At 67.7% G+C, this 19,136-nt stretch carries 13 protein-coding genes; 11 read left to right on the top strand and 2 right to left on the bottom strand.

The features are described 5' to 3' along the window. Nucleotides 1-245: 245 nt before the first annotated feature. Complete coding sequence (locus ACLJOO_RS32790) at nucleotides 246-488, bottom strand: hypothetical protein (RefSeq protein WP_410791514.1); 243 nt, start codon at nucleotides 486-488, stop codon at nucleotides 246-248. Between the two features lie 168 nt (nucleotides 489-656). Here ACLJOO_RS32790 and ACLJOO_RS32785 point away from each other — a divergent pair, with 168 nt between their 5' ends. From ACLJOO_RS32785 to ACLJOO_RS32775, 3 genes are all read left to right on the top strand, one after another. After that, the gene (locus tag ACLJOO_RS32785) at nucleotides 657-2,036 is read left to right on the top strand and encodes an amidohydrolase (RefSeq protein ID WP_410791513.1); all 1,380 of its coding nucleotides are present in this window, start codon (nucleotides 657-659) and stop codon (nucleotides 2,034-2,036) included. A gap of 15 nt (nucleotides 2,037-2,051) precedes the next feature. Beyond that, entirely contained in the window at nucleotides 2,052-2,849 is a 798-nt protein-coding gene (locus ACLJOO_RS32780) for a dienelactone hydrolase family protein (protein WP_410791512.1), read from the top strand. A 381-nt stretch (nucleotides 2,850-3,230) separates the two neighbouring features. Further along, complete coding sequence (locus ACLJOO_RS32775) at nucleotides 3,231-3,812, top strand: hypothetical protein (protein WP_410791511.1); 582 nt, start codon at nucleotides 3,231-3,233, stop codon at nucleotides 3,810-3,812. Here the strand turns inward: ACLJOO_RS32775 and ACLJOO_RS32770 are convergent. Next, entirely contained in the window at nucleotides 3,809-5,143 is a 1,335-nt protein-coding gene (locus tag ACLJOO_RS32770; RefSeq protein ID WP_410791510.1) for a glycoside hydrolase family 71/99-like protein, read from the bottom strand. The genes ACLJOO_RS32775 and ACLJOO_RS32770 overlap by 4 nt on opposite strands. A gap of 157 nt (nucleotides 5,144-5,300) precedes the next feature. Here ACLJOO_RS32770 and ACLJOO_RS32765 point away from each other — a divergent pair, with 157 nt between their 5' ends. The 8 genes from ACLJOO_RS32765 to ACLJOO_RS32730 all read left to right on the top strand — a co-directional run bounded on the left by ACLJOO_RS32765 (nucleotide 5,301) and on the right by ACLJOO_RS32730 (nucleotide 19,129). Then, entirely contained in the window at nucleotides 5,301-6,572 is a 1,272-nt protein-coding gene (locus tag ACLJOO_RS32765) for an ROK family protein (protein WP_410791509.1), read from the top strand. Continuing rightward, entirely contained in the window at nucleotides 6,569-8,071 is a 1,503-nt protein-coding gene (locus tag ACLJOO_RS32760) for a sugar ABC transporter ATP-binding protein (protein WP_410791508.1), read from the top strand. The genes ACLJOO_RS32765 and ACLJOO_RS32760 overlap by 4 nt, the downstream gene beginning before the upstream one ends. Further along, a complete protein-coding gene (locus ACLJOO_RS32755; protein ID WP_410791507.1) occupies nucleotides 8,071-9,120 on the top strand; it encodes an ABC transporter permease in 1,050 nt (349 codons plus the stop codon). The genes ACLJOO_RS32760 and ACLJOO_RS32755 overlap by 1 nt, the downstream gene beginning before the upstream one ends. 12 nt (nucleotides 9,121-9,132) lie before the next feature. Beyond that, the gene (locus ACLJOO_RS32750) at nucleotides 9,133-10,173 is read left to right on the top strand and encodes a substrate-binding domain-containing protein (RefSeq protein WP_410791506.1); all 1,041 of its coding nucleotides are present in this window, start codon (nucleotides 9,133-9,135) and stop codon (nucleotides 10,171-10,173) included. Between the two features lie 7 nt (nucleotides 10,174-10,180). Next, on the top strand, nucleotides 10,181-11,344 hold the full coding sequence (locus ACLJOO_RS32745; RefSeq protein WP_410791505.1) for a Gfo/Idh/MocA family protein: 1,164 nt from the start codon (nucleotides 10,181-10,183) through the stop codon (nucleotides 11,342-11,344). After that, nucleotides 11,341-12,501 carry a xylose isomerase gene (gene xylA, locus ACLJOO_RS32740; protein ID WP_410791504.1) on the top strand — a complete coding sequence of 387 codons (1,161 nt, stop codon included), beginning with the start codon at nucleotides 11,341-11,343 and terminating at the stop codon, nucleotides 12,499-12,501. The genes ACLJOO_RS32745 and xylA overlap by 4 nt, the downstream gene beginning before the upstream one ends. A gap of 90 nt (nucleotides 12,502-12,591) precedes the next feature. After that, nucleotides 12,592-17,961, top strand: a complete 5,370-nt coding sequence (locus tag ACLJOO_RS32735; protein ID WP_410791503.1) for a ThuA domain-containing protein — start codon at nucleotides 12,592-12,594, stop codon at nucleotides 17,959-17,961. Between the two features lie 166 nt (nucleotides 17,962-18,127). Next, nucleotides 18,128-19,129 (top strand): sugar phosphate isomerase/epimerase family protein, encoded by a 1,002-nt coding sequence (locus tag ACLJOO_RS32730; protein WP_410791502.1) that lies wholly within the window; start codon nucleotides 18,128-18,130, stop codon nucleotides 19,127-19,129. Nucleotides 19,130-19,136: the final 7 nt, after the last annotated feature.

Here is a 19,136-nt window from a genome sequence, read left to right as displayed (position 1 = left end):
TGTGCTACGTGTGCTGCCCCGCCGTCGTGCCACGTTCCGCTGCCAGGTCCCGGTGTCGGGTGTCTTCCCGCGCCGCGCCGTGTGTGCTGCGTCGTGTGTCTTGGCACCCTCCTGCTGGTGCCGTTTCTTGCTGAGTGCGTCGCGTTGATTGGTCCGCGGGTGGAGGCGGTGCCTGCGGTGGCGGTCAGGGTGGTGGGCCGGTGTGCGGGCTTTGCCGGGCTTCGGTGTCCAGGGTGCGGAGGGGGTTAGTCCTGGGTGGTTAGGGCTAGGGACGGGTAGTCGGGGTGGGTTGCGAAGCGGGCGGCGATTTGTTGGATTTCGGATTCGGCCTGCGGCCAGGTGGGCGGTTCCAAGGCGCGCAGGGCGTGGACGGCGGTCTCCAGGCGGGCGCGGAGGTGGACGGCCTCGGTGTTGCCTGCGTTCTGCGACGCCTCCAGGCGTGCGATGCAGAAGGATCGAATGGCCGGAAGGTGCTGGTACGGAAACACGTCGGCAGTCTGGCGCAGATCGCTGGCCGCGACCAACGAGTTGACGGGAGCGGGGCGGAGAGCACAAGCCGGTGCACAAGCTGGTGCACTTCTGAGGCGCTAGGGCTCTCGGGTGGACCTGGGGATCGACAAGACTGGTGTACGTCGAGCAGCGCGCTGGGAGGGTGAATGTCGCGAGTACTGATCCGCAATGTCGACGTCCTGATCGTCCCCGAACAGGGGGAGTGCCGCGTCGACGAGGCGCAGGACATCCACGTGCAGGACGACCGAATCGTCGCGATCACGCCAACCGCGATCGCTCCGGATGCAGGTCAACCGCCAACCGCGATCGCCCCGGATGCAGGTGAACCCGAGGTGGTTGACGGAAGTGGCCTGTTGGCAGTGCCGGGGTTGATCAATTCGCATACGCACAGCCCGATGGTGATGATGCGCGGTGCCGCGGAGGACCTGGCGATCGAGGATTGGTTCAATCGGCGGATCTGGCCGATGGAGGTGAACCTGACGCCGGAGCGGGTGCGGGTCGGTGCGCGGCTGGCGTGTGCGGAGATGTTGCTGGCCGGCGTGACCACGTTCGTCGATCACTACTTCCACGCCGTCGAGATCGCCGCCGCCGCGATCGAGTCCGGGATCAGGGCGGATCTCGCCCCGACGTTCTTCTCCTCCGCGGACTCCGCGGGCCAGGACGCAATCGACGCAGCATTCGAAACGACCCGCGACCTGAGCACAAGACATCCACGCATCACCACGAGCCTCGGACCCCACGCGACGTACACGGTGACCGACGGCGACCTGCGACGTACGGCGGATCTCGCCCGGGCCGACGGGCGACGGATCCATCTGCACGCCGCCGAGACCGACGACCAGACGCAGGCCTCGCTCGACAAGCACGGTGTCACGCCGATCCAGGTGCTCGAGCGGACCGGTGTCCTCGAGGCCGGTGCCCTCATCGCGCACGGCTGCGGCATCCGAGAGGAGGATCTGCCGATTCTCGAGCGGTACGCCGACCGTACGACGGTCGCGTGCTGCCCGAAGGTGTACCTCAAGCTCGCGATGGGCGAGGTCACCCCGATCAAGGGACTCCTAGAAACCGGCGTCGACGTGGGCATCGGCACCGACGGAGCCGCCGTACACAACACGCTCGACGTCTGGGAAGCGATCCGCATGGTCGCCCTCACCCAGAAGCAGCGAGAACACAATGCCGAGTGGATGACCGTCGACGACACGCTCCGCCTCGCGACAAGAGGCAGTGCCGCAGCAGCTGGACTCAAAGACCAGGTCGGCGTACTCGAGCCCGGCCGGCAAGCCGACATCGCCCTCGTCGACCTGACCGCACCGCACAACCAACCGATCCACGACCCACGCGCCGCGCTGGTGTACTCCGTCCGCGCCTCAGACGTCGTCACCGTGCTCGTCGCCGGCCAGATCGTGGTGCGCGACCGCCAACTCACGACCATGGACCTCACAGAAGTCCTCGCCGACGCGAAGTCCTTGGCCCACACGCTCGTCGACCTCTCCAAAGGCGGTGCCGTCCAGCACTACGCCCCGTGATGCAGACTACTCGCTATGCATGCGGAGCTGGGTTCCTGGCGGAGGGCGCCGTTCAGTGGCGGCGGCCTGACCTATGACTGCTTCGAGAAGGGCGAAGGGCCCGGTGTCGTGCTGATCCCGGAGATCCCCGGATTGACGCCGGAGGTGGCCGCGTTCGGCGAGCATCTGGTGAGCGAGGGGTTCGCGGTCGTGATCCCGTCTCCGTTCGGTACGCCGGGGCGCCCGGAGACCACCGGATACGCGCTGGGCGTGATCGCGCGCCTGTGCGTCTCGAAGGAGTTCAGGTGCTTCGCGGCGAACGCCGAGCGCCCGATCACGAAGTACCTGCGGGCCGTCGCGACCGACCTCGCCGCGCGGACGCCGGGCCGCGGAGTCGGTGTGGTCGGGATGTGCTTCACCGGCGGGTTCGCGCTCGCCACCGCCGTCGAGGACGTGGTGAAGGCGCCGGTACTGAGCCAGCCGTCGACGCCGTTCGCGGTGAGCGCGAAGCTGCGTCGCGATCCCGGTCTGTCGAAGCGGGAGCTCGAAGCGGTCAAGGAGCGCACGCGGAACGACGGCCTCTGCATCCTCGGGATGCGGTTCAGCAACGACCGGATGGCGCCGGCGGAGCGGTTTGTGACGCTCCGTGCACAGCTCGGTGACGCGTTCGAGGTGATCGAGCTGGACTCGGCGCCGGGCAACCCGGACGGGTACGGGCGGAGCGCGCACTCGGTGCTCACCCGGGACCTGCGCGAGGACCCGCCGAACTCGGCGTACCACGCTCGGACGCGGACCGTGGAGTTCCTCCGGGAGCACCTGACAGCAACGGCCTGACGACGGTCCGTGGGGAAATGTCAAAACCACGTTGAGTAACCCGCACGGTGTGATTTGGTGCCCCCGCCGTAGGGAATTCTGGCATTGCCTGGGGGTTGATCGTTGCGGTCCGCAAGTGCGGGGGAGCGGTGGGTGACGCCGTCGTTGTTCCTCTGGTCGTGGGTACCGCCGGCATGGCACGATCGGCCACCAGAGGCACTACAGGGGACGCGCGATGGCGGGTGTCATGCACTGGACGAGTGAGGCTGTATGAACGGGCGGACAGCGCAGGAAAGCCGAGTCCCGATGACCGGGACCGGACCGGCCAACGGAGCTAATGGTCACGCTCCGCAACCAACCACTCACGTTGATCCACCAACGGAGTGGCAAGGTGAGCAGCAGGTGGGCGAGATCCGCCTGGACCAGCCGCAGGACGTCGTACCGCGTTCGGAGTGGCTGTCCGAGGTGCGCGACCGGCCGCGCGAGCAGAGCAGTACGACGCTGCGCCAGTTCAACACGCCTGTCCGGGTCGACGAGATCGCGGTCGCGGCGATGACGCTCGCCGAGGACCTGCACGCCGCGACGCAGAACATGCCCGAGTCCGTCGAGCTGCGGCGCTTCCGGCGCGACCTCGACCAGGCCGCGACCACCTTCCGCGACCTGGCGACCAAGCTCGAGGTCACCGCCGGCAAGCTCGTGCGGCTGGCCGCGAACGAGGGACAGGCCTGCGGCGTCGGCTGGGGCGTCTGTCCCGAGCACGGCCTGACGCTGATGAACGTCGGCGACACCGTCACCTGCCACGTCCTCGGCTGCGGCCGCGAGAACGAGGGTGAGGTGGAACGCTGCGTCCACCCGGTCGGGTACCGCGTCGTCGACGCCGCCGGTCCGTCGCTCCTGACCTGCGCCGGCCACGCGATCGCCTGCCGTCTCTACTTCGACAACCCGGTCATCACCGCCACCGCCGACAGCATGGAACTGTTCTAGGAGATCCGGCAGGACGTCAGCTGGTCGTTCGCGTTGGGCGACAGCGCGATGAAGTTCGGCGTGTCCGCCGCGCCGCCGTAGTCCACGTGTTCGTAGAAGATCACCCCACCCTCAGCAGGCATCGGAGCAGTCGGCCGCACAGAAGTCAGTGGAGCTTGGCCTTTGAACATCCGGCCGCCGTCGTTGGTCAACCTCAAGTAGTAGTCCGAGGAGCAGGCCGTACCGTCCTCGTCGAGGGCACGGATGCCCGAGCTCACAGGGACCCAGGCGGACGTCTCGGCGGTCTTGGCGATCTGGTTGCCCTCGTTGAACTCGTCGAACATCGAGATGTACAGCCCCTGCACGCCGACGCGGGTGAGGTTGTAGAACTGCCGCCACATCAGGTCACCGTGCCGCCGGTGGCCGGACGACAGATCACCGGGGATCACGCACGGCTGGTAGTCGATCCCGTGGGCGTTGCAGTCCGCCTGATCCTGCTGATTCACGTTGTTGTAGTAGTGATCCGCGCCCGCGATGTCGCTGATCCGCCCGACCATCCACGGCGACAACATGTTGAACGCGTGGTACACGTCCAGGTACCCGGGCCGCGAGTCCTCGTTGCCCGGCAGCCAGTGCGTCGGTACGCCGCCGATCACGTAGCAGCCCTGCCCCTTGAACCAGTTGACGACGTCCAGGCACACGTCGGCCGGCCACGCCTTGTTGGCCTCGTCGAACCCGAACCCCCAGATGCAGACGACGGGTTTCCCGTTCTGCCGCGCGTACGCCGGTGACGACGTGTACGCGCTCATCTTCGAGGTCCAGTCCGCCTTCATCTCCGACTGCATCGACGTCCAGCCGGCCGCGTCGTACATGATGTAGAACTTCCGCCCGTACTGTTCCGCGGCCTGCCGGACCTTCACGGCCATCGCGTCCCGCGTCGGTCCTTCGCCGCCGGTCGGGTTGAACCGCTGCAGCGCGACCGTGTCGCAGCCGTTCTGCTGCATCCACTGGAAGTGCGTGTTCACCGTCTGCTGGTCGTACGACGAGAACAGCCGAGCCGCTTGCCCGTTCCCGAGATTCGCGTACGCGGTCTGGTACGTCGACGTGAAGTCGCGGACGTCCGGCCAGCTGACGATCGCGGTGTTGGTCGGCGACGGCGGCTGACCCCAGTTGTTGCTCCAGTGCCACCACCCGTTGATGGGTGCGCCGTCGCCGGCGCAGGCGAACCAGCCTTGGTAGCCGACGGTGACCTTCCCGACGACGTCGCCCGGGGGACTGGCGGCGGAGGCGGACCTTCCGGTCAGGGCAAAGGCGGCAGTGCCGGCGAGGAGGGTACGGCGCGTGAGCTTCATGGGCGTGCTCCTGGAGGGGGCGGGCAGGAGAGATTGCGGCGAGCGTACAAAAGGCTACAAAGTCCTGCAATAACTTGACTGTTGCGAACTCTTGACGGGCTTCTCTGCGTGAACTTAGTTTGTTGGCTCAACAGACAAAATCGGGAGGGGTGCCCAGATGACGCTGGCCGACGGCCGTCGCCCGGGGAGCCGGGGCGTTGCCGCCGATCACGTGTCGCTCCGGCGCAACAACCTCTCGGTGGTACTGCGGCACGTCCGCGACCTGGGCCCCCGGTCCCGGGCCCGGATCGCGGAGGAGACCGGCCTGAACAAGGCGACCGTCAGCAGCCTGGTCGCCGAGCTCGTCGAACGCGGCCTGCTCCGCGAAGGCCTGGCCGACTCCAGCCGCGCCCTCGGGCGCCCGGGGCAGCTCGTCGAACTCGACGGCACCGGCGTCTGCGGCGTCGGCGCGGAGATCAACGTCGACTACCTCGCGGTCGCAGCCCTCGACCTGGCCGGCCGGGTCGTCCTGGAGAAGCGCGTCCCGGTGGACGTCGCGCACCTCGAGCCGGAGACGACGCTCGACCGGCTCGCGGACCTGGTCCGCGAGGCACTCGCGGCCGTGGACGCCCGGGGTGGACAACTGGCGGGAGTGACGCTGGCCGTACCGGGTCTGGTCCAGGGCGAGACGGGGGAGCTGAAGCTCGCGCCGAACCTGGGCTGGGGCGAGGTCTCGGTCGCTCAGGGGATGCGCACCCGGCTGGGCGAACCCGACTACCCGCTGCACGTCGACAACGAGGCGAACCTCGCGGCGCTGGCCGCCTACGCCGAGATCCACCGAGCCGAGGACGGCCGAGAGGCTCCGACGCACGACCTCGTCCTGCTCACCGGAGCGGTCGGTGTGGGTGGTGGGATGGTCTCGAACGGGCATCTGTTGCGTGGCGGGCGCGGGTACAGCGGCGAGGTGGGCCACATGCCGGTCGCGCCGCCCGGGCGGACCTGCGGCTGCGGGCGGACCGGGTGCTGGGAGACGGTCGTCGGGCTGACCGCACTGTTGCACAAGGCAACGGACAGGGACGACCCGGTGCGGGATCCGTCGCTGGACGTGGAGCAACGGCTGGCCGGGATCACCCGGCGGGCCGAAGCGGGGGACGCGCGGACGCTGTCCGCGTTGAAGGACGTCGGCACTTGGCTGGGGATTGGGGGAGCGATCCTGGTGAACATCCTGAACCCGGACGTGCTCGTACTGGGCGGCTACTTCGCCGTCCTCGGGCCGTGGCTGAAAGAACCACTGGAGAAGGCGATCCAGGAGCGGGTGATCGCACCGAACGGCGGCGGCTGCCGGGTCGTCCGGTCGGAACTCGGTTTCGCGGCGGCTGTCCGCGGTGGCGCGCAGATCTCGCTCGACCAGGTCTTCGTCGACCCGACGCGGATCGGGGCCGCGGCATGACGGACCTGCTGAACATGATGGGCATCGTCAAGGAGTTCCCCGGCGTACGGGCGCTCGACGGTGTGGACCTCGACGTACGGGCCGGTGAGGTGCACTGCCTGCTCGGTCAGAACGGCGCGGGGAAGTCCACGCTGATCCGGGTGCTGACCGGGGCGCACCAACCGGACGCGGGCATGATCCGGATCAACGACGAGCCGGTGCAGCTCAACAGCCCGACCGCGGCGATCCAGCGTGGTATCGCGGCGATCTACCAGGAGCTCGACCTCGTACCGGACCTGACTGTTGCCGAGAACATCTTTCTCGGCCACGAACCGTCCCGCTACGGCTTCAGCCGGACCCACGAGGCGAACACGAAGGCACGCGCGATCCTGCAGGGCCTCGGTCACTCCGAGATCCCCACGCACCGGTCCGTCGGTTCGCTGCCGGCCGCCGGTCAGCAGGTCGTCAGCATGGCCCGCGCACTGTCCCGCGACGCCCGCCTGATCGTGATGGACGAGCCGTCCGCGGTGCTCGATCCGGAGGAGGTCGCGAATCTGTTCCGGGTGATCCGCGGTCTCACCGATCGCGGTGTCGCGGTCGTCTACATCTCGCACCGGCTCGAGGAGATCCGCGAGATCGGCGACCGGGTCACGGTGCTCAAGGACGGCGCGACCGTGGCGACCGGCCTGGACGCCCGCCAGACGCCGACCAAGGAACTCATCCAGCTGATGACCGGGCGCTCGATCGAGTACGTGTTCCCGCCCCGCAAAGAGGTCCCGGACACCGCGCCCGTCGTCCTCGAGGTCGTCGATCTGAGCCGCCCCGGTGAGTTCGCCGGGATCGGGTTCGACGTGCGCGCCGGCGAGATCGTCGGGCTGGCCGGGCTGGTCGGCTCCGGGCGTTCCGAAGTATTGGAGACCGTGTACGGCGCGCGACGCGCGGCGACCGGATTCGTCCGCGTCGACGGCGCCGTACTGCGGCCCGGCCGGGTGCAGGATGCGGTGAAGGCCGGTGTCGGACTCGCACCGGAGGAACGGAAGAGTCAGGCGCTGCTGCTCGACGAGGCCGTGTTCAAGAACATCACGGTGTCGACGCTGGGGCGGTTCGCCAGTAGTGGATTCCTGAACAACCGGGCCGAGCGGGAGGCGGCCGCGAAGTTGGCCCTGGCGCTGGATGTGCGTCCGCCGGGCGTGGATCATCCGGTGCGCAATCTGTCGGGCGGCAATCAGCAGAAGGTGGTGCTCGCGCGCTGGTTGCTGCGGGACTGCCGGGTGCTGCTGCTCGACGAGCCGACCAGGGGTGTCGACGTCGGTGCGCGATCGGAGATCTACGCGTTGATCAGGAAGCTGGCGTCCAACGGGGTCGCGATCGTGCTGGTCTCCAGCGAAGTTCCGGAAGTGCTCGGTCTGTCGGACCGGGTCGTCGTACTGCGGGAGGGGCGTGCCGTGCACATAGGGCCCGCGCAAGAGATCGACGAGCACCAGGTCCTCGACCTGGTGATGGAAGGAAGTGCGAGGTGATGAGTGAGGCCAACACAACGAAAGAGGGGGGCACGACACCGTCCAAACAGGACACGGTCACCCAGCCTGCGAGGCCACGGTCGTCGGCGGACCTGCTGAGGTCTGGTTTCGGCCGCAACCTGGGCCTCGTCGTCGCCCTGGTGCTGCTGTGCATCGTCGGCGTAGCGACCGCGGGCAGCACGTTCGCGACCGGTGCGAACGTGCTGACCATCCTGCGGCTGGCCGCGGTCATCGGGGTGGTCAGCGTCGGCATGACGTTCGTCATCACCGGCGGCGGGATCGACCTGAGCGTCGGTGCGATGGTCGCGCTGGCGTCGGTCTGGGCGACCACGCTGGCGACCCAGCAACTGGCCGCCGACTACCACTGGATCTTCATGGTCAGTACGGCGCTCGCGGTCGGCGCCGCCTGCGGTCTGGTCAACGGCCTGCTGGTTGCCTACGGCAAGATCGTGCCGTTCGTCGCGACACTGGCGATGCTGGCGTCGGCCCGTGGCCTGGCCGAGATCATCTCCGACCGCAAGACCCAGATCATCACGGTCAACTCGTTCGCCGACTTCTTCGGCGGCTCGTTCATCGGCGTACCGGTGCTGATCTGGATCTTCCTGCTGGTCGCCGCGGCCGGCTGGGTGCTGCTGAACCGCACCACCTTCGGCCGCCGGACCTTCGCGGTCGGCGGGAACGCCGAAGCCGCCCGCCTGGCGGGCATCAAGGTCCAGCGGCACACCGTTGCGCTGTACGTCCTGGCCGGGCTGTGCTGCGGGATCGCCGCGGTGATGCTGATGGCGCGGACGACAACGGGGAGCTCGACCCACGGTCAGTTGTACGAACTCGATGCGATCGCGGCGGTGGTGATCGGCGGCACGCTGCTGTCCGGCGGCCGCGGCACGATCGTCGGCACCGTGTTCGGCGTACTGATCTTCACGACGTTGAACAACGTCTTCACCCTCAACAACCTGAGCATCTCCGCCCAGTCGGTGGCGAAGGGCGCGATCATCGTGGTCGCCGTCCTCCTCCAGCAACGGCTGGCGCGTCGTACCACCAGCGCATAGAGGAGGACAACGATGTCCCGAAGTTCCGCCAGAACAGTCGTGATCGCAGGGTTGAGTGTGCTCGCACTCGCCGCCTGCACGAGCAACACCCCGAAGGCCGAGGAGGGCAGCGGCAACAAGCCGGCCGAGCAGGCCGCGGTGAAGAACGACGAGCCCGGCAAGAAGGTCAAGATCGGGTTCTCCGCACCGGCTGCCGACCACGGCTGGATGGGTGCGATCACCAAGGCCACCCAGGCCGAGGCGAAGAAGTACTCCGACGTCGAGCTGATCGTCGCCGAAGGCACCAACGACGTGAACCTGCAGATCAGCCAGGTCGAGACGTTCATCAACCAGAAGGTCGACGCGATCGTCCTGCTGCCGTTCGACGGGGCCGCGCTCACCCCGGTCGCGACGAAGGCGATGCAGGCCGGTATCACGGTCGTGAACGTGGACCGCGAGTTCGACAGCTCGTTCGCCGCCCGTACGACGGTGCTCGGCGACAACCACGGGATGGGCGTGTCGGCCGGCACGTACGTCTGCCAGCAGCTGAAGGACAAGAAGGACGCGGTGGTCGCGGAGATCGCCGGGATCGACTCGCTGCCGTTGACTCAGGACCGCAGCAAGGGCTTCAAGGAGGCACTGGCCGACTGCGGTCTGAAGGTGAACAACCGGGTGGCGGCCAAGTTCACGGTCGAGTCCGGTGAGGAGGCCGCGACCAACCTGTTGCAGGCGGCGCCGAAGATCGACGCGATCTGGAACCACGACGACGACCAGGGCGTCGGCGTGATGGCCGCGATCAAGAACTCCGGCCGCAAGGAGTTCTTCGTGGTCGGCGGGGCCGGTTCGGCGAACGTGATGCGGGACATCAAGTCCGGCACCTCGTTGCTCAAGGCCACCGTCATCTACCCGTCCACGCAAGGCGCCGACGGCGTCCGGCTGGCGCGGTTGCTGGTGCAGAAGAAGGCCCTCGGCGACCTGGTGGAGGTCGAGGTGCCGCGCACCGTGCAGCTGTACGCGCCGGTGGTGACCAAGGACAACGTGGACCAGTACTTGCCCACCGCATTCGAGAGCTAGGAGAGTCATGGAGAACCTGGGCATCGGCCTGATCGGCTACGCGTTCATGGGGGCGGCCCACTCGCAGGCCTGGCGGAGCGCACCGCGCTTCTTCGACCTGCCGCTGGACCCTGCCATGAACGTGCTGTGCGGCCGCAACGCCGAGGCTGTTCGAGCGGCCGCGACGAAGCTTGGCTGGAAGGAGACCGAGACCGACTGGCGCAAGCTGCTCGGTCGCGACGACATCCAGCTGGTCGACGTGTGCACGCCGGGCGACAGCCACGCCGAGATCGCGATCGCAGCCCTGGAGGCCGGCAAGCACGTCCTGTGCGAGAAGCCGCTGGCCAACACCGTCGAGGAGGCCGAGGCGATGACCGCGGCCGCCGAGAAGGCCAAGGCGCAGGGGATCAGGTCGATGGTCGGGTTCACCTACCGCCGGGTGCCGGCCATCGGGCTGGCCCGGCGGCTCGTCGCCGACGGCAAGCTCGGCACGATCCGGCACGTCCGGGCGCAGTACCTCCAGGACTGGATCGCCGATCCGGAAGCGCCGCTGTCGTGGCGGCTGGACAAGGAGAAGGCCGGGTCGGGCGCGCTCGGTGACATCGGCGCGCACATCATCGACCTCACGCAGTACATCACCGGCGACACGATCGGCGAGGTCAGTGCGCGGCTCGAGACGTTCGTCAAGGAACGCCCGGTCGCCGCGGAGCACTCCGGCCTGGCCGGTACGGCGGGATCCGAACGGGGACCCGTCACCGTCGACGACGCGGCCGTCTTCCTGGCCACGTTCCGTTCCGGCGCGCTGGGCGTCTTCGAAGCGACCCGCTTCGCCACCGGCCGGAAGAACGCGATCCGGATCGAGATCAACGGAAGCCTCGGCAGTCTGGCGTTCGACTTCGAGGACATGAATCTCCTGCACTACTACGACGCCACCGAAGACTCGAGGACGGCCGGTTTCCGCCGCATCCTCGCCACCGAACCCGACCACCCGTACGTCGCGGCGTGGTGGCCACCCGGCCACCTGCTCGGCTACGAGCACGGGTTCACCCATCAGGTCGTCGACCTGGTCACCGCGATCGCCGAAGGCGCCGATCCGGAACCGTCGTTCGCCGACGGGCTGCGAGTCCAGCGCGTGCTGGCCGCGGTCGAGGCCAGCTCGGCATCCCGACAATGGCAGGAGATTCCTGAATGAACAGCTTCACCCCTACGAAGGACGACAAGTTCTCCTTCGGACTGTGGACCGTCGGATGGCAGGGCGTCGACGTGTTCGGTACGGCGGTACGCCCGGCGATGGACCCGGTGCACGCCGTCGAGAAGCTCGCGGAGCTGGGCGCTGCCGCGGTCACGTTCCACGACGACGACGTCGTACCGGACGACAGCACCCGGGCCCAGACGCTCGAACGCTTCACCAAGTCGCTGGCCGACACCGGCCTGGTCGTCGAGATGATGACCACCAACCTGTTCGCCCACCCGGTCTTCAAGGACGGCGGTCTGACCGCCAACGACCGGCAGGTACGGCGGTACGCGCTGTCGAAGGTGCTGCGCAACGTCGACCTCGCGGCCGAGCTGGGCGCGACGACGTACGTGCTCTGGGGCGGTCGTGAAGGCGCGGAGTCCGGCGGCTCGAAGGATGTGCGGGCCGCGCTCGATCGCTACAAGGAGTCGATGGACCTTCTGTGCGCGTACGTGCGCGAGCAGGGCTACGACATCCGGTTCGCGATCGAGCCGAAGCCGAACGAGCCGCGCGGCGACATCCTGCTGCCGTCGATCGGGCACGCGATCGCCTTCATCAACGATCTCGCCGACCCCGAGCTGGTCGGGATCAACCCCGAGGTCGGGCACGAGCAGATGGCGTCGCTGAACTACGCGCACGGGATCGCACAGGCCTTGTGGCACGGGAAGCTGTACCACATCGACCTCAACGGGCAGCACGGTCCGCGGTTCGACCAGGACCTGCGGTTCGGGGCCGGGAACCTGCGCGAAGCGTTCTGGACCGTCGACGTACTGCAGGGAGCCGGGAGCTACCCGGCGTACGAGGGCTACATCCACTTCGACTACAAGCCGCCGCGGACCGAGGACGAGGAAGGCGTCTGGGAGACCGCGCGGGGCTGCATGCGGAACTACCTGATCCTGCGCGACAAGGTGCAGGCGTTCCGTGCCGATCCCGAGGTCGCGGAGGCACTCGCCGCGGCACGGGTCGCGGAACTGTCGGAGTCCACCCTGGCCGAGGGTGAGTCGCTGGCGGACCTTCGCAACGAGAAGTACGACCCGGACGCGCTGGCCGAGCGTGGTCTGGCGTTCGAACGGCTGGACCAGCTGGCGATGGAGCACCTGCTCGGCGTCCGTTGATCCGCTAGCAGTACATCCCGCGCAGGGCAGAGCACGGGACTTTGTAGTTGATGGAGCGCGCGTCCTTGTCCGACCCATGAGGAGCTCCGCATGATCCAGCTACGCAAGCACGGCGCTTTGATCTGCGCTCTCGTGCTCGCCCTGTTCGCGGCATTACTGACCCCACTACCGGCCCGGGCCCATCCCGGGCACGGTGACGAGACCTTCAACGCCCTGATCTTCAGCAAGACCGCCGGATTCCGGCACGACTCGATCCCGGCCGGCATCCAGGCCATCAAGGACCTGGCGACCGAGAACGGCTTCACGGTCACCGCGACCGAGGACGCCACGATGTTCAACGACACCGAGCTGGCGAAGTACGAGGTCGTCATCTGGCTGTCCACGACCGGCGACGTCCTGAACGCGGACCAGCAGGCCGCGTTCGAGCGGTACATTCGGGGCGGCGGCGGGTACGCCGGGATCCACGCGGCGTCCGACACGGAGTACGACTGGCCCTGGTACGGGCAGCTCGTCGGCAGCTACTTCGACAGCCACCCTGCCGGTACGCCGACCGCGACGGTGAAGGTGGAGGACCACGCCCACCCGTCAACAAAGGATGCGCCGACGCTGTGGCCGCGGACGGACGAGTGGTACAACTACCGGACCAATCCGCGCGGCACCGTCCATGTGCTCGCGTCGCTCGACGAAACGTCGTACAGCGGGGGCAACATGGGCCCCGAGCACCCGATCACCTGGTGCCAGGACTACGACGGCGGCCGCGCCTGGTACACGGGCATGGGGCACACGATCGAGTCGTACGCCGATCCGACGTTCCGCAAACAACTGCTCGGCGGCATCAAGACCGCGGCCGGTGTGGAGCCGGCGGACTGCGGCGCATCGCTGAGCGACAGCTACGAGAAGGTCACGCTGGACGACGACACGTCGAACCCGATGGAGTTGTCGATCGCCGACGACGGCCGGGTGTTCTACATCGACCGGAACGGCGCGGTGAAGATCGTCAAGACCGACGGCTCGGTCGTCACCGCCGGGACGCTGAATGTCTACACCGGCCAGGAATTCGGGCTTCTCGGTCTCGCTCTGGACCCCGGATTCGCGGCGAACGGGTTCATCTATCTGTACTACTCGCCGGTGAGCGCGGAGCCGTTCGACCGGGTCTCGCGGTTCAAGGTGACTGGTGACACCCTTGACCTCACGAGCGAGCAGCAGGTTCTGCGGATCGACACGCAACGCGACCAGTGCTGCCACGCCGGTGGCGCGCTCGAGTTCGATGGCAACGGCAACCTTTACATCGCGACCGGTGACAACAGCAATCCCTTCGACTCGGACGGCTACTCGCCGATCGACGAGCGGGCCGGCCGGGCCGCGTGGGACTCGCAGCGGTCGGCCGCCAACAGCAATGTGCTGAACGGGAAGATCCTCCGCATCCACCCATCGGACGACGGCTCGTACACCATTCCCGCTGGAAACCTCTTCCCAGGAGGTACGGCGAAGACGAGGCCCGAGATCTACGCGATGGGCTTCCGCAACCCGTTCCGGATCGGGATCGACCCGACCACCAATCACCTGTTCGTCGCTGACTACGGACCGGATGCCGGGGCCGTGTCGCCGACGCGCGGGCCGGACGGCCGGGTTGAGTGGAACATCCTGTCCCAGCCGGGCTTCTACGGGTGGCCGTACTGCGTCGGCGCGAACACGCCGTACAACGACTACAACTTCGCCACCGGTACGTCGGGGCCGACGTTCAACTGCAACGCACCGGTCAACGAGTCGCCGAACAACACCGGGATCAGCCAATTGCCCGCGGCGATCCCCGCGACGATGTGGCAGGGGAAGTCGACGACCGGCGTACCCGAGATCGGCGGCAGCGGCGCCCCGATGACGAGTGGGGCTTACAAGTACGACGCCGCGAACCCGTCGGACCGGAAGTGGCCGGAGTACTTCGACGGCAAGGCGGTCTGGGCGGACTGGAACGACAGCCGGCTGTTCTCCGTGCAGCTGAACGACGATCGTAGCGGCGTCGCGGACGTGTCGCGGATGATGCAGAAGCTGAGCTTCATCCGGCCGCACGCACTGCAGTTCGGGCCGGACGGCGCGCTGTACGTGATCGAGTGGGGGAGCGGGTTCGGCGGGAACAACGCCGACTCAGGCATCTACCGGATCGACTACATCCAAGGGAACCGGGCGCCGATCGCGCAGTTCGCGACCGACAAGACGTCCGGCCCGGTGCCGTTGACGGTGGCGTTCGACTCGACCGGGTCGCGGGATCCGGACGGGCAACCCGTGACGCTGGCGTGGGACTTCGACGGCAACGGTACGACGGACAGCACCGAGGCGAAACCGTCGTACACCTATGCCACCGCCGGTGTCTTCACGGCGCGGCTGACGGTCACCGATCCGGATGGCCGGACGGCGGTCTCGAACCGGACCATCACGGCCGGGAACACGGCGCCGACTGTCACCATCCAGGCTCCGGTCGACGGCGGGTTCTTCGACTTCGGCGACACGATTCACTACAAGGTGACAGTGACCGACCCCGAGGACGGGACGGTCGACTGCAACGCCGTCATCACCCAGCCCGCGCTCGGGCATGACGAGCACGCACACGACTACGAGCAGTACCACGGTTGCGAGGGCACGTTCCCGTTGCCGGGCGACCAGGGCCACGTCGGGGCGAACATCTTCGGCGTCGTCAAGGTGACCTACACCGACAAGGGTGCGCCCGGGACCGGCAGGATCACCACGCAGAAGATCGTCCAGCTCCAGCCCAAGCTGCGGGAAGCGGAGTTCTTCAGCGAGACCGGTGGGCCCGGATCGACGCCCGGCGTACAGGTCGAGGACACCGGTGACACCGCGGGCGGCGGGAAGAACATCGGGTTCATCGAGGACGGTGACTGGTGGGGTTGGAAGCCGACCAACCTGACGAATATCGACCAGATCCAGCTCCGGGCCGCGTCACCCGACGCCGGCGCGACAGTGCAAGTTCGCCAGGGCTCGCCGACGGACGGCCCGGTGGTGGCGACGATCCAGGTGTCGCCGACGGGCGGTTGGCAGACGTACGGCGACTTCACCGGCGCGATGAGTGGCGCGTCGCTCGACAGCGGTCCGTTGTACTTCGTGAAGACGACCGGGCAACTGAACGTCAACTGGGTCAAGTTCATCGGCAAGGGCGTCACGGAGAACCAGCGCCCGGCGGTGACCGTCACAGCTTCGGCCACTCAAGGCAAGGCGCCTCTGGCCGTCGACTTCACTGCGGCTGCCACTGACCCCGAGGGCGACCTCCCGCTCACCTACGCCTGGAGCTTCGGAGACGGAGGGACGGCCACCGGCCCAACCGCTTCCCATACGTTCACCGTTCCGGGCAAACACACCGTGACTGCGACAGTAACCGACTCGCGAGGTGCCGTTGGAACAGCAAAGGTAGATGTAACCGTCGACTCAGCATCAGCGCCAACCTGTCTGACTGGCCGCTCCGATGGTTTCGACGGTACGGCGCTGGATGCCGCCCGCTGGTCGGCAGTTGTTCGAGGCAACCAAGAACTGTCCGTCGGGAACGGCGCGTTGTCGATCCCGTTGACAGCAACGGATATCTACGGCACCGGCAACACCGGGACACCGAATATCGTCCTGCAGCCGTTGCCCGCGGGTGCCTGGTCGGCGACGGCCAAGGTGACGTTGCCGGCCCGGTTGGCGTACCAGCAGGCCGGGTTGATCGTGTACGGCGACGACGACAACTACGCCAAGATGGTGCTCCAGGGCCGCTCCACGGGATCGCCCTCGGCGGCCGACCGGATCTTCCAGTTCATCCGCGAGGAGAACGGCGTACCGAACGAGGTGGCCGCGTCGAACACGGCGAACCTCGGTGCGGCGTACCCGGACACCGTCTGGGTGCGGTTCACGTCGGACGGCGCGAACCTGAAGGCGGCGTACAGCGCCGACGGCGCGACGTTCACCGAGATGCCGGAGACGAAGCAGTTGGCCGGGATCACGAATCCGCGGATCGGGATGTTCGGTCTCGCGAACCGGACCGCGGCGCTGCCGATCGCGGCGTCGTTCGACTACTTCACGATCACGCCCGACGACACCGCCGAGCAGCCCGCACCGGACGACGAGTTCGCCGGTACGACGCTCGACGCGTGCCGCTGGACGGACGTCGTACGGCCCGATCCAGCCACCTACCGGGTGACCGGCGGCGGCCTGGAGATCGACACGAGCAAGGGAGACATCTACGGCGGCGGCAACTCAGGCCCGAAGAATCTGATGCTTCAGGGGGCACCGGACGGCGACTGGACGATCGAGACGAAGGTGGACGCGTCGACGTTCGACGAGGCGTTCCAGCAGGCCGGTCTGCTGGTGTACGCCGATGACGCGAACTACGTGAAACTCGACTACCTGACGACGAACGCCCCAGGATCGACGGTTGCCCGAGGCATCGAGCTCCGCAGTGAAGTGGCCGATGTCGTCCAGTCCCCGCAGCCGAACGCGCCCAGCCCTGCTCAGGGCATTTGGTATCTCCGGCTGGCGAAGTCGGGTTCGACGTTCACCGGGTCGTACAGTTCGGACGGTCTGACCTGGTCGGCTCTCCCGCCCGTGACGAACACTGCGCTGGGTTCGGCGAAGTTCGGCATCTACGCCTTCGGTGTCGATCAGACAGCATCGAAGACCGCCAAGTTCGACTACTTCAAGCGGGTCACCGACACGACAGCACCCACCGTCACCCTGTCGCTCAACCCATCGACCCCCTCGGGACAAGCGGGCTGGTGGACAGGTCCGGTGACCGCGACTGCGATGGGTACGGACGACCAGGCCGGTCAGGTGTACCTGGAGCAGAAGGTTGGCGACGGCAACTGGTCCGAGTACACCGCGCCGGTCGTACTGACGGCCGACGGGACCCACACGCTGGCGGTGCGGGGAAGTGATACCGCCGGGAACGTGTCGGAGCCTTCGTCCGTCACGGTGAAGATCGACCAGACGCCGCCCAGTACGACGGTCACCGGACTGCCGGCGACCCTGGGCGTCGCCTCAACCACCTCGGTGCAAGCGACCGTAGTGGATGCGCTGTCCGGACCAGGAACTGTCGTCATGACCCTGGACGGCAAGGCGACAACGGGAGCACTTGACGGTGCTCTGCTGGGGCTTGGGGCGCACGCCCTGACCGCGACTGCTACTGATGTTGCCGGGAACACCTCGGTGAAGAACGTCCCGTTCACCGTCGTCGCGTCGTACGGCGAGGCGGTCAAGTTGGTCGACCGCTATCGCGTTGCCGGAAAGGTGTCGTTGGCAACTGCCACGGTGCTGAAGACGCACCTCAGAACCGCCGAACGTGCCGCGGCCCGGAATCAGGTCTTGCCCGCGACCATCGCGCTCACGCTGTTCCTGGCCACCGCCCGGACCGTCGCCGACGTACCGGCGCGGACCTTGCTGACCGCGGTGGGCCAGGACCTGAAGGCGCGGCTCGGCTGATGACGTCGCCGTGGGTACTCGCCGCCGTACACCTGCCGCCGCTCCGGCTGGTTCGGCCCCAGACGGGCGATGGCCCAGCGAGACCCACGGTGACAGTCCCCGGCGGCGGACAAGCGCTCCGGACGCCGCCGGGGACACCCTGCAGTAACACGACAAGGAGAAGGACATGGCACGACCGATCACGTTGTTCACCGGCCAGTGGGCCGACCTGCCGTTCGAGGAGGTGGCCCGGCTGGCGTCCTCGTGGGGATACGAGGGACTGGAGATCGCCTGCTGGGGCGACCATCTCGACGTACGACGTGCCGCCGAGGACCCGGCGTACGTCCGGGACCGGCTCGACATCCTGGAGAAGCACAACCTGAAGGTGTGGACGATCTCCAACCACCTGCTCGGGCAGGCGGTCTGCGACGACCCGATCGACCAGCGGCACCAGGCGATCCTGCCCGCGCACATCTGGGGCGACGGCGATCCGGAAGGCGTCCGGCAGCGGGCGGCCGAGGAGATGAAGACGACCGCGCGGGCGGCGCGGGCGCTCGGCGTGGACGTGGTCGTCGGGTTCACCGGGTCGTCGATCTGGAAGACGGTCGCGATGTTCCCGCCGGTGCCGCCGGCGATGCTCGAGGCCGGGTACCAGGACTTCGCCGACCGGTGGAACCCGATCCTCGACGTGTTCGACGAGGTGGGTGTGAAGTTCGCCCACGAGGTGCATCCGTCGGAGATCGCGTACGACTACTGGTCGACGACCGCGACGCTGGAGGCGATCGGGCACCGGGAGGCGTTCGGGCTGAACTGGGACCCGTCACACTTCGTCTGGCAGGACCTGGATCCGGTCGGGTTCCTGTGGGACTTCAAGGACCGGATCTACCACGTCGACTGCAAGGACGCGAAGCGCCAGGTCGGCAACGGGCGCAACGGCCGGATGGGATCGCACCTCGCCTGGGGCGACCCGCGCCGCGGCTGGGACTTCGTCTCGACCGGGCACGGGGACGTCCCGTGGGAGGCGTGTTTCCGGATGCTCAACTCGATCGGGTACGACGGCCCGATCTCGGTCGAGTGGGAAGACGCCGGCATGGACCGCCTGGTCGGCGCCGCCGAAGCCCTGCAGTTCGTCCGCTCCCTCGCCTTCGACCCACCAACCGCGTCCTTCGACGCAGCGTTCTCGTCCTAGGAGGTTA

This window comes from Kribbella sp. C-35, from assembly GCF_046549195.1.
Classification (GTDB): Bacteria; Actinomycetota; Actinomycetes; order Propionibacteriales; family Kribbellaceae; genus Kribbella.
This window is presented reverse-complemented; position numbering and strand designations above follow the sequence as displayed.